This window comes from Streptomyces sp. NBC_00203, from assembly GCF_045206325.1.
GTDB lineage: Bacteria > Actinomycetota > Actinomycetes > Streptomycetales > Streptomycetaceae > Streptomyces > Streptomyces lutosisoli.
This window is the reverse complement of record NZ_CP108126.1, coordinates 6,432,470-6,446,277: the sequence shown is the minus strand read 5'-3', so window position 1 is coordinate 6,446,277 and position 13,808 is coordinate 6,432,470. Positions and strand designations below refer to the sequence as shown.

The 13,808-nt window shown below is 69.4% G+C and carries 12 protein-coding genes; 1 reads left to right on the top strand and 11 read right to left on the bottom strand.

The features are described 5' to 3' along the window. Position 1: 1 nt before the first annotated feature. Both rplM and OG975_RS28965 read right to left on the bottom strand, forming a co-directional pair. Positions 2-445 carry a 50S ribosomal protein L13 gene (rplM, locus tag OG975_RS28970; protein ID WP_319206688.1) on the bottom strand — a complete coding sequence of 148 codons (444 nt, stop codon included), beginning with the start codon at positions 443-445 and terminating at the stop codon, positions 2-4. A gap of 185 nt (positions 446-630) precedes the next feature. After that, positions 631-1,842, bottom strand: coding sequence for a glycosyltransferase family 87 protein (locus OG975_RS28965; RefSeq protein ID WP_406332304.1), 1,212 nt, complete (start codon positions 1,840-1,842; stop codon positions 631-633). A gap of 74 nt (positions 1,843-1,916) precedes the next feature. On the opposite strand from OG975_RS28965, the gene OG975_RS28960 reads away from it, so the two are divergent. Beyond that, on the top strand, positions 1,917-2,804 hold the full coding sequence (locus OG975_RS28960; RefSeq protein WP_406332302.1) for a hypothetical protein: 888 nt from the start codon (positions 1,917-1,919) through the stop codon (positions 2,802-2,804). A 26-nt stretch (positions 2,805-2,830) separates the two neighbouring features. Here the strand turns inward: OG975_RS28960 and OG975_RS28955 are convergent, their stop codons facing one another. From OG975_RS28955 to OG975_RS28915, 9 genes are all read right to left on the bottom strand, one after another. Next, on the bottom strand, positions 2,831-3,583 hold the full coding sequence (locus OG975_RS28955) for a polyprenol monophosphomannose synthase (RefSeq protein WP_406332301.1): 753 nt from the start codon (positions 3,581-3,583) through the stop codon (positions 2,831-2,833). Then, positions 3,580-4,920 carry a UDP-glucose dehydrogenase family protein gene (locus OG975_RS28950; protein WP_406332300.1) on the bottom strand — a complete coding sequence of 447 codons (1,341 nt, stop codon included), beginning with the start codon at positions 4,918-4,920 and terminating at the stop codon, positions 3,580-3,582. Before OG975_RS28950 ends, OG975_RS28955 begins: the two co-directional genes overlap by 4 nt. A gap of 38 nt (positions 4,921-4,958) precedes the next feature. Next, a complete protein-coding gene (locus OG975_RS28945; RefSeq protein WP_406332299.1) occupies positions 4,959-6,488 on the bottom strand; it encodes a glycosyltransferase family 39 protein in 1,530 nt (509 codons plus the stop codon). Beyond that, complete coding sequence (locus tag OG975_RS28940; RefSeq protein WP_406332298.1) at positions 6,485-8,212, bottom strand: hypothetical protein; 1,728 nt, start codon at positions 8,210-8,212, stop codon at positions 6,485-6,487. The genes OG975_RS28945 and OG975_RS28940 overlap by 4 nt, the downstream gene beginning before the upstream one ends. Continuing rightward, complete coding sequence (locus OG975_RS28935; RefSeq protein WP_406332297.1) at positions 8,209-9,216, bottom strand: glycoside hydrolase family 26 protein; 1,008 nt, start codon at positions 9,214-9,216, stop codon at positions 8,209-8,211. The genes OG975_RS28940 and OG975_RS28935 overlap by 4 nt, the downstream gene beginning before the upstream one ends. After that, positions 9,213-10,847 carry a glycosyltransferase family 2 protein gene (locus OG975_RS28930; protein WP_406332296.1) on the bottom strand — a complete coding sequence of 545 codons (1,635 nt, stop codon included), beginning with the start codon at positions 10,845-10,847 and terminating at the stop codon, positions 9,213-9,215. The genes OG975_RS28935 and OG975_RS28930 overlap by 4 nt, the downstream gene beginning before the upstream one ends. Positions 10,848-11,118: 271 nt before the next feature. Then, a complete protein-coding gene (truA, locus tag OG975_RS28925; RefSeq protein ID WP_406332295.1) occupies positions 11,119-11,976 on the bottom strand; it encodes a tRNA pseudouridine(38-40) synthase TruA in 858 nt (285 codons plus the stop codon). A 95-nt stretch (positions 11,977-12,071) separates the two neighbouring features. After that, positions 12,072-12,584, bottom strand: a complete 513-nt coding sequence (gene rplQ / locus OG975_RS28920) for a 50S ribosomal protein L17 (protein WP_327431007.1) — start codon at positions 12,582-12,584, stop codon at positions 12,072-12,074. Between the two features lie 161 nt (positions 12,585-12,745). Further along, entirely contained in the window at positions 12,746-13,768 is a 1,023-nt protein-coding gene (locus OG975_RS28915; RefSeq protein WP_003966937.1) for a DNA-directed RNA polymerase subunit alpha, read from the bottom strand. Positions 13,769-13,808 lie beyond the last annotated feature (40 nt).

Here is a 13,808-nt window from a genome sequence, read left to right as displayed (position 1 = left end):
ACTACTGCGCGACCTGGGTGATCTCGAACGGCACCGGCTGCTGGGCAGCGTGGGGGTGCTGGTCGCCCGAGTAGACCTTCAGCTTCGAGAGCACCTGACGGCCCAGGGTGTTCTTGGGGATCATGCCCTTGATGGCCTTCTCGACGGCCTTCTCGGGGTTCTTGGCCAGCAGCTCGTCGTAACGGACGGAGCGCAGACCACCCGGGTAGCCGGAGTGGCGGTAAGCCATCTTCTGGGTCTTCTTGTTGCCGGACAGGTGCACCTTGTCCGCGTTGATGATGATGACGAAGTCACCAGCGTCGACGTGGGGGGCAAAAATCGGCTTGTGCTTGCCCCGCAGGATGTTCGCGGCAGTGGTCGCGAGACGACCCAGGACGACATCCTGGGCGTCGATGACGTACCACTGGCGAGTGATGTCGCCGGGCTTGGGGCTGAACGTACGCACGGTCGTAGCCTTCGCTTCTTCAGTGAGTGGGTCCTGACATGGCCACCACGGACGATCACGACAGCCCTGACCGCATGGCGGTGACGCATACCGCACGCTGGTCGCTGGTCATCGGCCCCGGTGGACCGGTGTAAGGGCCCCTCACGTGAGAATGAGCAAGCCAATACACATAACGAACTGCGAGCTTACCCGCGCTGCCCCGTACGGGTCAAAACGCGGGCCTCGCGGTCCGTGACTGGCCTGGGTGCCGCTGCGGGTCCGTCCGGCGCCGGGCGCCGGGCTGTCGCCACCGCGGCGGCCAGTACACAAAGGGTAAGGCAGTCCCGGAAGGCCCGGCGCGTCACCGGCTCCAGCCAGGGCCAGCTGAAGCCCGGAACCTGCGGCAGCAGGGCGAGCCAGAACCAGGGGCTACGGGCCACCGAACCCGGGTGCGGCACACCCGCGAGGAGCAGCGGCAGGACGACGAGCAGATAGTGGTCGTACGACGGCCGGGACACCAGGAACGCCGAGAGCATCAGCGTCGCGGCGGTCTCGACGAGCCGCAGCGGCCCGGGATCGGCACGGTTCCAGCGCCGGTACGCACACCAGACCCCCGCGCCGGCGGCCGCGAGGGCGAGCGAGGCCGCCGCCCCCTGCGGCACCCCGAGCCGGGTCAGCACCGCCCCCGGCGACGCCTCGTACTGCCGTACGAAATTGTCGTGCCCCCGCAGCAGGAACGGCAGCGTCCGTGTGACGAATCCCGCAGGGTCGGGCATCAGCAGGGCCGCCCCGCCGGAGACCACCGCCGGGACCAGCACCAGGGCGGCCAGCCCCCGCCACCGCCGGGCGAGGACGAAGAGCAGCGCCATCGGTGCGAGCAGCGGCTTCAGGACGATCGCGGTACCGATCACCGCCCCCGCCAGGACCCATCGCCCGCGCACCGCGCACAGCAGCCCCAGCGGCAGCGCGGCCGCCGCCGTCACGGTCCAGTTGCCGAGCGTCACCAGATGGCCGAAGGGCGCGAAGCCCAGCGCGAGTGCGGTCAGGCCGAGCACGGCGAAGCGGCTGCGCCAGGAGATCTCATGGACCCGGAGCGCGCAGGCCCAGCCCGCCACCAGCAGCGCGGTCACCGTCAGCGGGACCAGCACCCGCAGTGCGGACAGCGGCAGCAGCGCCTGCGGGACGGCCGCGAGCACCGCGCCGGGCAGATAGAGGAAGTGCGGGTCGGCGTAGGGCGAGCCCCCGTCCAGCCAGGTCCGGGCGGCCCGGACGACGATCGCGTTGTCCATCCCGCCGTCCGAGGTGGCGCGCGCGACGTTCACCACCCGCAGGCACAGCACCGCGGCCAGCACCGCACACGCGTGCCGGGGAGCGCGGCGCACCAACCACCCGGAGATATCGCTTTTATCCGTATCCATGCAGGTCACGCTAGGGGCTCAGGTGCGCTGTGAAGCGGAACGGCACCCCCCGACGCCCGTCTAAGATGCGGCGCATGAGTTATGGGCAGGGTGGGCAGGGGCAGCCCCCGTGGGATCCCTGGAAGCCGGGTTCTCAGCAGCCTCAGTGGGGCGGCCAGAACGCCGATCGGACTCCTGACTGGGCGGCACTCGCCGAGGCGTCCGAGTCACGCAACAAGCGCCGCAGAGTGCTGTTCATCGGCGGCGGAGCGCTCGCCACGGTCGCGGTCGGCGCGGCCGTCGCCGTGGCCGTCGTGTCCGCGAACGGGGACACCCAGGCCTCGAACCAGCCCTCCAACCTGCCGGCGACCGCGACCATCCCGAGCGAGACCACCGCTCCGGCCCCGTCGTTCGCGCCGACCTCGGCCCCTCCCCCGCTGGATCCGAAGGACTTCATATCCAGCGCGGAGAAGGACACGGCGGCGCTCAGCCCGGACATCCTCTTCCCCGGTACGCAGCTCACGATGGGTGACCGCGTCTACCGCAAGGGCCCGACGGCCGACACGACGAAGTGCGCCTCGGCCGTGAAGGGCAGCCTCCCGGCCGTCCTCACCAAGAACGACTGCACGCGCGTCCTGCGCGTCACCTACACCAGGGACGGCGTCGCGGTGACGGTCGGCGTGGCCGTCTTCGACACCGAGGCCCAGGCGACCAAGGCCAAGGGCGACGCGGACAAGAAGAGCATCATCAACTCGCTGTCCGGCAACGGCGTCAAGTCCTTCTGCGACGCGGCGGTCTGCCGCTCGACCACCAACTCCTACGGCCGTTACGCCTACTTCACGCTCGCCGGCTTCACCAACGGCAAGGACGTGACGACCAAGGACACCAAGGTCTTCACGACCGGCGACGACCTCGCCGAGTTCGCCTTCCGGCAGATCCGCCGGCGGGGCGAGGCCCAGGCGTCGGCGGCGGCCAACGAGTAACCGGCCACCGCCGACGCGGGAGCCCGCTACTTGTGCTTCAGCCGCAGCCGGATCGGCACGACCGCCGACTCCAGCTGCGTACGCAGTGTCATCTTGGAGACCCCCTCGGTCCGCTCCTCGAAGCGGATCGGGATCTCCACCGCGCTGTGTCCGGCGCGTACGGCCTTGTACTTGAGTTCGACCTGGAAGCTGTAGCCCGCGCTGTCCAGCGTGGCCAGGTCGACATCGCGCAGGGTCGCCGCCGACCACAGGTTGAACCCGGCGGTGATGTCCCGGATCTTGGTGCCGAGCACGGCGCGCGCGTACCCGTTCGCGAAGCGCGAGAGCAGCACCCGGTGCGCGCCCCAGTCCTCGTCGAGCGAGCCGCCCTCGACGTACCGGCTGCCGATGACGAGCCCCACGCGGGTGGCCACGGCGGTGCCGAGCATCCGGGGCACGGCGTCCACGGGGTGGCTGCCGTCGGCGTCCATCTGCACCACGTACTCGGCGCCCTCGTCGAGGGCGGCGCTCATCCCGGCCGTGTACGCCCGCCCCAGACCGTCCTTCTCGGTCCGGTGCAGCACGCTCATCCGGCGCCGTCCGTCGGCGTTGTACTTCTCGGCGAGCTCGTCGGCGATCCGCCCGGTGCCGTCCGGACTGGAGTCGTCCACGATCTTCAAGTGGAGCCCGGCGAGCGGCAGTTGAAGGACCGCCTCAGCCATCCGGGGCAGATTCGCGGCCTCGTTGTACGTCGGCATCACCACGGTGACCGGCACCCCGGCGTAGCTCTCGTCCGTCATCTCTGTGTTCCCTCCCCAAATGAGCCCTCCCCATAGGGCCCCTCACCAGCGGGCGCGGGCTTTCCCAGCGCCCGGAACTGCCAGCCCGCCGCGGTCCAGCGGTCCGCGTCGAGCACCCCCCTGCCGTCCACGATCCGCGGACGGGAGACCAGCGAAGCGAGCCGCCCGGGGTCCAGCGCACGGAACTGCGGCCACTCGGTCAGATGCAGCACGAGGTCGGCCCCGCGCAGCGCCTCCTCGGCCGAGACCGCGTACCCGAGGAGCGGAAACGCCTTGCGGGCGTTGTCCATCGCCTCGGGGTCGTAGACCGTGACGTCGGCACCGTCGAGTTTCAGCCGTGCGGCCACGTTCAGCGCGGGCGAGTCGCGGATGTCGTCCGAGTCCGGCTTGAAGGCGGCGCCCAGGACGGCGATCCGCGCGCCCAGCACCCCGCCTCCGCACAGCTCGCGCGCCAGCGCGACCACCTTGTCCCGGCGCCGCATGTTGATCGCGTCGACCTCGCGCAGGAAGTCGAGCGAGACGCCCAGTTCGCCGGCGCGGTGCGCGAAGGCGCGGATGTCCTTGGGCAGACAGCCGCCGCCGAAGCCGACACCGGCGCGCAGGAACTTGCCGCCGATCCGCTCGTCGTGCCCCAGGGCCTCGGCCAGTACGGAGACATCACCGCCCGCGGCCTCGCACACCTCCGCCATCGCGTTGATGAACGAGATCTTCGTGGCGAGGAAGGCGTTGGCCGCCGTCTTGACCAGCTCGGCGGTCGGGAAGTCGGCGGTGACCAGCGGGGTCCCGGCGGCGAGGACGGGGGCGTACACCTCCCGGAGGATCGATTCCGCCCGCTCCGACTCGACCCCGAACACCAGCCGGTCCGGCCGCAGCGTGTCCTGAACGGCGAAGCCCTCGCGCAGGAACTCCGGGTTCCAGGCGACCTCCACGGCGTGCGCGTCCGCGAGCCGCCGGGCGGTCCCCACGGGCACGGTGGACTTCCCGACGAGCAGCGCGTCCTCGGACGCGTGCCCGGCGATCGCCGCGAACGCCGCGTCCACGTACGTGAGGTCGGCACCCTCGGAGTCCTTGCGCTGCGGGGTCCCGACACACACGAAGTGCACCTGTCCGAAAGCCGCCGCCTCCTCACAGGAGGTCGTGAAGCGCAGCCGCCCCGAGGCGAGGTGCTTCCGCACGAGCTCGCCGAGCCCGGGCTCGTGGAACGGCACCCGCCCGGCGGCCAGCGCGGCCACCTTGTCGGGGTCGACGTCGACACCGAGCACGTCGTGGCCGAGCTCCGCCATACAGGCGGCGTGGGTGGCACCGAGATAGCCGGTGCCTATGACTGTGAGCCGCATACGGGCGGCCTCCTTACCTTTCATGCTGTCGACCACCGCTACTTGCGCTCCAGCACCTGCACGACGACGTGGTTCAGCTTCACCGTGCGCGTGGCCTTGAAGTCCTTCTCGATCGCCGCGGCCTTCTTCTTGTCCGCGCCGGTCAGCAGCGGCCGGCCGTCGCTGATCGTCGACACCAGCCAGAGCCGGTCGACACCCTTGAGACAGCGGGCCGGGCGCTTGCACTCGCTCGCGCCGTACGAGCCGTTCTGCTGCGGGGTCCACTCCATGAGCACGTCCTTGGGGGCCTTGCGGTCCCGCAGTTCGTACGCGATGGCGCGGCGCTCGGACATCCCGCCGTTGAAGATCATTCCGTCGCCGGGTTTCTCGCCGGACGCGATCGCGTTCGCCGCCGCCGCGTAGTCCGGCTCCATGGGCAGGTCCTTCTTGGCGACACCGATCGCGGGCCACGCCACGAAGGCGTACCCGGCGGCGACGGCCGCCACCAGCAGCCCGCCGACCGCCTTCGCCGCGGCGCCCGGCCGGTTCTCGGGGTCGAGCCGCCCCGCGAGCCGGGTGACCGCGGCGGCGACCAGCAGGGTCCACGCCGGGATGATGAAGAGGAGATAGCGCGGCAGGAACAGGTGCAGCTGATCGGCGGTCAGGAAGGTGAGCACGGGCGGCAGGACCGCCCAGGTGCCGAGCAACAGCGCGTAACGACGGGCCGCCAGCAGCCCGAGCAGGCCGAGGCCCATCACGGCCCCGCCGGTGATCCACGAACCGAACAGGTCCTTCGGAAAGTCGATCAGGTCCTCGGTCGTGGGGTTGTTCCAGGCGATCTGCCCGCTCTGCCCGGACCCCTGCGCCACCATCGGCATGGTGATGGACAGACCGAGCAGCGCCGCGCCCGCGAAGGCGTAGTGCGCGATCCGGTCGCCGCGCTTCTTCGCCAGGACGACCAGGCCCAGATGCCCGGCGAGCACGGACATCGAGACCAGGTGACCGAATCCGGTCGCCGCGATCGCGAGTGCATACAGGGTCCAGTCCCGCAGGCTCGGCTTCTCCAGAGCACGCAGCAGGAGCAGCGTGGCGAGCAACGCGAAGAGCGTCGCGAAGGCGTACGGCCGCGACTCCTGCCCGTACCGGGTGATCGCCGGGACCACCGCGAACAGCAGCCCGGCCAGCAGCCCGGTCCGCACGGCGAACATCCGCCGCCCGAGGAGCCCGACCAGACCGGCTGAGACTCCCATGGCCAGCGCACCCGGCAACCGCAGCGCGGCCGGCGAGTCACCGGCCACCGCGATCCACAGGTGCATGCCCGCGTAGTACGGCGTGAAGACGACGTCGATGTTGTCGATCAGCCGCCCGAGGAAGTGCCACGACAGTGAGGACGCCCACCAGGTGGCGTGCTCGTCGCGCCACAGCTGACGCTTGCCGAGGCCGGGCAGCACACAGGCGAGCGCGACCAGCGCGGGCAGCGCGAAGACGAGCAGCGCGGAGCCCTTCCCGCCGCGGTCGGCACGACGTCTGGCCGCGCGCCCTTCCGTGGCCTCCGGCTCCGCATGCGGAGCCTGTGCGTACGCCGTCATTGCTTCACCCAGATCCGGTACGGCGCCCGCCCGCCGGCGCTGTCCTTGTCGGCCGGCCGCAGCACGGCGAGCAGGCGGTAGTGCGCGTTGCCGCGCAGCACGTCGGGCACGGAGGCGGCCCGCAGCACGATCGCGTCGTACGAGCCCTTCTTCACGGCGGAGGTCAGCGCGGCCCCGCGCCCGGCCCGGTGCCACTGGCCCGGGTCGGTCTTCGCGCGCAGGTAGTACGCGGAGATCTCGGGCTCGTCGGTGAGGTAGCTGCCCTTGCCGTCCGCGACCTCGCGCAGCGCGCCGATCATTGCGGCCGAGTCCGGCGGCCGGTACAGCTCCTGGGTCTGCGCCATACCCACGACCAGCGCGGCGACGTAGAGCATGATGCCGATCTGCGGGTAGCGGAAGTGCGCGCCCATCATCCGGGAGATGCCTAGGCCCGCCATCGGCACCGCGAAGAGCAGACCGAAGCCGACGTGGATGTGCAGCGAGCTGCCGTTGCCCAGGTAGGCCTGGTAGAGCGGGGCGAGCAGCGCCGTGGCGCACATCGTCAGGCCCAGCGCGGACCGGCGGACCGTGCCCGGCGCGGAGCTCTCGGACCAGGGCATCTCGCCCATCCGGGCCCGGCGGGCGAAGCCGACGGCGCCGATCACGGCCACCAGCAGGACGACCCCGCCCCACTCGGCGCTCTCCTTGAGCAGACTCGTCGCGCTGTCGGTGTCGTGCACGTTCCAGCCGCCCGGCGTGCCGTTCAGCTGGACGCCCACGAAGCACAGGACCCCGGTGGCCGCCGCGAAGAACGCCCCGCGCACGAAGGCGCCCGCCCCGCGGAAACGGTAGGCGGTCAGCACAGCGAGCACCGTCAGCGACGGCAGGTACAGCGCCGCCGAGTACGCGGCGAACGGCGCGAGCGCCGCGAAGGGCGTCGCCACCAACACGGCCGCGGGGCTCGACTGCCGGGTCCTGGCCAGCAGCCACAGGGCCGCGGCGAGCAGGAACAGCGACAGGGAGTGCAGCGAGGCGTACCGGCCGGTGAAGGCGGTCGACTGCAGTACGGAATACATCGCGGCGGCCGCGAGACCAGCCCGCGCGTTGAAGAGCAGTCTGGTCGCACCGAACAGCAGGGCCGTCGCGCCCAGCGCCCAGGCCAGGCTCAGCGTCCGGACACCGGTCAGCCCAAGGTCGGCCAGCGGCCCCGAGAAGGTGCCGTCGGACAGCAGGAACTTCGCCTCCTGCGGGAAGGCGCTGCCGTCCAGCCGGAAGGACAGCCCCGCCTGCACCAGCAGGATCAGCACCAGCACACCGCGGCTGATCCACGCCGAGCGGCTGTTGTCGACCGACCAGGCGGAGACGGGGACCTCGGGCAGCACATAGCCGGGTTCGGGCTCGGGTTCCGGTGCGAGGACCGTGTAGTGCGGGACGTAGTAGTCGGCGTCGGACTCGGGCTCGTCGGCGGGGGCTTGCGGGGCGCTGTACGGGGGGTACTGCTGCTGCCAGGCGCCCGGGTGGCCCGGGTGCGGCTGGGTCGGCTGCTGGGTGGACTGCTGATACCCCGGCTGCGGCTGGCCCGACTGTCGCGGAAACGATTCCTGACTTTCCTGAACATGCGGGACCTGCGAGGCCTGCGACGCCTGCTGCTGCCAGTACTGCTGCTCGTACTGCTGGCGCGCGTACTCCTGCTGGCGCGCGTACTCCTGCTGCCGCTCGTACTCCTGCTGCTGCTCATTGCTCATGACCGCGGCACCTCGAATCCGAAGGCGTCGTCGGCGATCAGGCGCTTGAACTCGGCCAGGGCCAGCGGGCTGCTCTGGATGCGCCAGTCGGCCCGCTTGGTGATGTTGAACCAGAGGAAGCCGAGGACGTCGTCGTTGTCCTCCACCCCGCCGAGCAACCCACGCACATCGGCGCGCCGCCGCTCCCCGGGCTCCGCCGCGGTCTCGCTGATCAGCACCGGCTTGTCGGTGAACGTGGCCACCTGTCGCCGGGTGGGCCCGTACAGGGTGTCGAAGGTGTGGGCACCGGACGTCGTCCAGTAACCGACGATCCCGACCCAGTCGACGTACGCGTCACCGGGCCAGTACCAGTTCAGCTTCACGGACGGGACAGGGTTGATGACGTTGGGGCTCCACACCCAGATGACGTTGGTGGCGCCGACCTCCTGGAAGAGGTTGTGGATGTGCTGCCACGCCATCACGAAGGTCGCGGCCTTGGTGTCCTTGGTCCCCCACGGGTACCAGTGGCCGTTCATCTCGTGCCCGAAGCTGATCGCGACGGGCACGTTCGTCTTACGGACGCTCGCCGCGTACTTCCTGATGTACGAGTCCTGCGAACCGTCCGCGATCTTGGCGAGGCTGGGCTTGAACGGCTCCCACGAGACGTACAGCATCCCGCCGTCCTCGAAGACGTTCTTCGCACCCTCGGCGTTGAAGCCGTCGCCCCACGACGAGTACGACCCGACCAGGTTCGGCTGCTTTCCGACGGTCTTGGCGAAGGCGTCCACGGGCTTCATCGAGCTGGGCGCGCCGTCCACGGCGACCCCGAAGTACTTCTTGGCGGGGTGCAGCAGCTTCTTCACGTCGTACGGCAGTTGCGGTGCTCGCGTCGAGGAGGCACCGGCGGACGGCTCACGGGCGGCGTCGGCCGCGGGGTCGCTGTCGCCCCCGAGCAGGCCGCAGCCGGAGACCCCCGCGAGGGCCATGAGCACCAGGGCCAGCGGGAGCAGCGTTTTGCGGATCATGCGGTGTCACCTACGGTCTGGAGCTCCGGGGCCTGCGCCTCGGTGTGATGCTCCTTGGGCTGGATCAGCGCGCGGGCAACCACCAGCGCGTAGAACAGCCCGGAGGACAGGACGAGGGCGAAGTCCGGCGGATAGCCGGTGAACAGCCGGTACACGGCGGCGCCTACCCAGACCACGGCCGTACCGCCGCTCCAGAGCCACAGTCCCAGCCAGAACCGCCGGGTCTTGTTCTTCTTCGCGCCCTTGGACCCGGTCGGCTGCCAGCCCATGCGCTGCTTGCGCAGGATGTCCCAGATGGCGAAGACATGCGCCCAGCCGTACATCATCCGCGCCGACCAGGCCTCGAGCCGGTACGGCGACTTGTGCCACATCGGGAAGATCATGGTCGTGTAGACGATGCTGGGCAGTACCCACACCAGGTGCTTGACCTGGAGCATCTCGGGGCTGGTGAGCAGCAGGAGGATCGGCACGAGCGGCGCCACGAAGGTGAACAGCGCGGTGTGGATGTAGTAGAAGAACCCGGACATGTAGCAGAGCCGGCTGGAGAACCGGATCGGCGCGTCCCAGAACTTCTTGCTGCCGAGCAGCGACATCGAGCCCGAGCACCAGCGGTACTGCTGGTTGAAGAAGGCCCCGGCCGTGTCCGGGCACACCCCGGTCGACAGCGCGACGGGCACGTACTTCAGGTCCCAGCCGAGTCCGCGCAGGTCGAAGCCGGTATGCACGTCCTCGGAGTGCTCGATCAGCGTCGTACCGCCGTTGGTGTCGAGCGCGGCCCGCCGGTAGATGGCACACGAGCCGACGCATATCGCACCGTCGCTCCCCTGCCGTGACACCTGCACGGAACGGTAGAAGAGCTCCTGTACGGCGCCCGCACCCCGCTCGATCCAGTTCTGCGAGTCGAGCACCCGGAAGTACTGCGGCGACTGGATGATGCCGACGCGCTCGTCCGTCTCCATGTACGGCAGCAGCTCCTCCAGGAGGTCGGAGCGCGGCGTGAAGTCGGCGTCGAGGATGAGGATGTACTTGCCGTCCGACTGTCCGAAGCCGTAGTGCAGATTGCCGGCTTTCTTGAACCAGCCGCGGTTCTCCCGAGTGCCGTAGCGGAACCCGAAATCGGCGGCCATCGCGGCCAGTTCCGGGCTCGCCCCGTCGTCGAGCACGAAGGGCACGCACCGCCCGGGATACCGGTCGGCCAACTGCCGTACGTGCGTCCAGGTGTTGTGCAGCACCTCGATGGGCTCGCCACACACCGGCAGGAAGACATCGACGGTCGGGTAGACCGCCGGCCGCCAGCCGCGCACCAGTTCCTGGTGGTACCTGAAGTCGAAGTCCCTGGTGAAACCGTTCACCTTCAGCGACACCAGGTAATAGACCACCGTGAAGGCGAGCGGCGGCGCGAAGATCCACATGAGGGGACTGGCCTGCGCCAGCGCCACCTGACTGACGGTCAGGCAGCCGAAGCTGACGACCGACGCCAGCGTCAGCACCCACAGGCGCCGCTTCACGTACGAATACTTCTCCGCATGCGAGGGCGGCGCGGGCAGCAGCCCGAGCGGTGCTTCGGCAGCACCACGCCGTCCTCCGTGCCGTGCGGCCCTGCGCCCCCCGGCGCCGGCCGCTCCAGACATGCGGGCAGAGTCAGTTGATGACATTCCCACCCTCCGGGCCGATGGCCCGTGTTACCCCCACCCCAAACGGCCTCGCATCGAACGCGAGACCGAGAGACGAAAGGCTATCCGAGAGGTAAGAATGATGTAAGGGTCATCTAGTGACTTACGCCAGGTAAGTCCCGACATGGGACTAATCTGCGTGGAAATTATAGGTAACTAACAGGTTTCACATCAGGCACACCGGTTGCGCACGCGCCCTTTATCCCGGGGCCCACCAATCATTCGACGCTCAGCAGCAGCCCGCCCCAGGCAACGTCCGCTTATTCCGCGCCTCCTTGTTCCGCGCGGCCAGCAACTCGTCCGCCGGATAGCCGACTTCCTCCAGCGTCAGCCCGTGCGGCCGTACGACATGCACGGCCGAATCCCGTACGCCGGCGCCCAGCACCTTCCCGGGCCAGTCCGGCCCGCGGTGCCCGTCCCCCACGAACAGCAGGGCCCCGATCAGCGACCGCACCATGTTGTGGCAGAAGGCATCGGCGCGCACGGTCGCAGTGATGATGCCGTCCTCACCCCGCACCAGGCTCAGCTCCTGGAGCGTACGAATGGTCGTGGCGCCCTCGCGCTTCTTGCAGTAGGCGGCGAAGTCGTGCTCTCCGACGAGCCGTTGGGCGGCCTCGTTCATGGCATCGACGTCAAGTGGCCAGTCGTGCCAGAGGATGTGATTGCGCAGCAGCGGATCCACTCCCCCGGCGCTGTCCGTCACCCGGTACGCATACCGCCGCCAGACCGCGGAGAACCGCGCGTTGAACCCGCTGGGGGCTTCCCTCAGCGACCAGATCCGCACGTCCTTCGGCAGCCGCCCGGCCAGCCGCTTGAGCAGCTTCTCCTCGTGCTCGGCCCACAGCTCCTCGGGCAGATCGACATGCGCCACCTGCCCGCGCGCGTGCACACCGGCGTCGGTGCGCCCGGCGACGGTCAGCTCGTACGTGGTGTCCTTCGACCGGGTGACCGTCCGCAGCGCGTCCTCGATCTCCCCCTGTACGGTCCTGCGCCCGCTGGCCTGCTTGGCCCACCCGGAGAACGCGGTCCCGTCGTACGACAGATCCATCCGCACCCGCACGAAACCGGGCTGTGCTTCGTCACTCACACCTAGATCCTCTCAGCACCGCAACCACTTCATTCAGATACGCGAAAGCGGGCCCGCCCCCGAAGGGACGGACCCGCTCACAGCAAGGCAGTGCCTCAGGCGTCCTTCGACTCCTCGGCGGGAGCCTCAGCGGCGTCCTCGACCTTGGCGTCCTCGACGACCTCGGCCGGAGCCTCAGCCTTGACCTCGGCGTCCTTGGCGGCACGCTTGGTGGCCGCCTCGGCCTCACCGGTGGCCTGCTGGGCCACGGTCAGGGCCTCCACCAGCTCGATGACAGCCATGGGCGCGTTGTCGCCACGACGGTTACCGATCTTGGTGATACGGGTGTAGCCACCCGGGCGGTTCTCGTAGCGGGGGCCGATCTCGGTGAAGAGCGTGTGCACGATGCTCTTGTCCGTGATCACCGCGAGCACCTGACGGCGGTTGTGAAGGTCACCCTTCTTCGCCTTGGTGACCAGACGCTCCGCGTACGGGCGCAGGCGACGGGCCTTCGCCTCGGTGGTGGTGATGCGGCCGTGCTCGAAGAGCGACTTCGCGAGGTTCGCGAGGAGCAGCTTCTCGTGCGCGGCGCTGCCGCCCATACGGGCACCCTTGGTGGGCTTCGGCATGGTGTTTCTCCTAGGTGTCTGCCCCGGCCGTATCAGGTACCGAGGTCAGTGTCCGAGCGGGCGATCACCCGTCGGAGACCCGCGCCCCGTAAGGGGCGCGGGGAACTGCGCGACCAGCCACAACGGCCCCGCAGCCGAATTTCGACCGTATCGCGGAGCGACTAGTACTGCTCGGTCTCGACGAACCCGGCATCCGCGTCGTCGTCGGCACCAAAGGCGTCGGCGGCAGCGGTCGGGTCGAATCCGGGCGGGCTGTCCTTGAGGGCCAGGCCCATGCCGGCCAGCTTCGCCTTGACCTCGTCGATCGACTTCGCACCGAAGTTGCGAATGTCGAGCAGGTCGGCCTCGGAGCGGGCAACGAGCTCACCCACGGAGTGGATGCCCTCACGCTTGAGGCAGTTGTAAGAGCGGACCGTGAGCTCCAGCTCCTCGATCGGCAGCGCCAGGTCGGCGGCGAGGGCGGCGTCCGTGGGGGACGGGCCCATGTCGATGCCCTCGGCGTCGATGTTGAGCTCGCGGGCGAGGCCGAAGAGCTCGACCAGCGTCTTGCCCGCGGACGCCATGGCGTCACGGGGACGCATGGCCTGCTTGGTCTCGACGTCGACGATCAGCTTGTCGAAGTCGGTGCGCTGCTCGACACGGGTCGCCTCGACCTTGTAGGTGACCTTGAGAACCGGCGAGTAGATCGAGTCGACCGGGATGCGCCCGATCTCCTGACCGACCTGCTTGTTCTGAACGGCGGAGACGTAACCGCGACCGCGCTCGACGGTCAGCTCCATCTCCAGCTTGCCCTTGCCGTTGAGCGTGGCGAGGACGAGGTCGGGGTTGTGCACCTCGACACCGGCCGGGGGCGCGATGTCGGCGGCGGTGACCAGACCCGGGCCCTGCTTGCGCAGGTACATCACGACCGGCTCGTCGTGCTCCGAGGAGACGACCAGCTGCTTGATGTTGAGGATCAGGTCGGTGACGTCCTCCTTGACGCCCGGCACGGTGGTGAACTCGTGCAGAACGCCGTCGATCCGGATGCTGGTGACAGCCGCACCGGGGATCGAGGAGAGGAGCGTGCGACGCAGGGAGTTGCCGAGGGTGTAGCCGAAGCCCGGCTCCAGCGGCTCGATCACGAACCGGGAGCGGAATTCGTCGACGACCTCTTCGGTCAACGAGGGACGCTGAGCGATCAGCATGAAGTGAATCCTTCAGTCATGGACACCCACTATTTGATGC

Excerpts from the sequence above, each read along its gene's own strand:
- OG975_RS28965 (WP_406332304.1), bottom strand. The coding sequence starts at position 1,842 with ATGGATACGGATAAAAGCGATATCTCCGGGTGGTTGGTGCGCCGCGCT.
- OG975_RS28960 (WP_406332302.1), top strand. The coding sequence starts at position 1,917 with ATGAGTTATGGGCAGGGTGGGCAGGGGCAGCCCCCGTGGGATCCCTGG.
- OG975_RS28955 (WP_406332301.1), bottom strand. The coding sequence starts at position 3,583 with ATGACGGACGAGAGCTACGCCGGGGTGCCGGTCACCGTGGTGATGCCG.
- OG975_RS28950 (WP_406332300.1), bottom strand. The coding sequence starts at position 4,920 with ATGCGGCTCACAGTCATAGGCACCGGCTATCTCGGTGCCACCCACGCC.
- OG975_RS28945 (WP_406332299.1), bottom strand. The coding sequence starts at position 6,488 with ATGACGGCGTACGCACAGGCTCCGCATGCGGAGCCGGAGGCCACGGAA.
- OG975_RS28940 (WP_406332298.1), bottom strand. The coding sequence starts at position 8,212 with ATGAGCAATGAGCAGCAGCAGGAGTACGAGCGGCAGCAGGAGTACGCG.
- OG975_RS28935 (WP_406332297.1), bottom strand. The coding sequence starts at position 9,216 with ATGATCCGCAAAACGCTGCTCCCGCTGGCCCTGGTGCTCATGGCCCTC.
- OG975_RS28930 (WP_406332296.1), bottom strand. The coding sequence starts at position 10,847 with ATGTCTGGAGCGGCCGGCGCCGGGGGGCGCAGGGCCGCACGGCACGGA.
- rplQ (WP_327431007.1), bottom strand. The coding sequence starts at position 12,584 with ATGCCGAAGCCCACCAAGGGTGCCCGTATGGGCGGCAGCGCCGCGCAC.
- OG975_RS28915 (WP_003966937.1), bottom strand. The coding sequence starts at position 13,768 with ATGCTGATCGCTCAGCGTCCCTCGTTGACCGAAGAGGTCGTCGACGAA.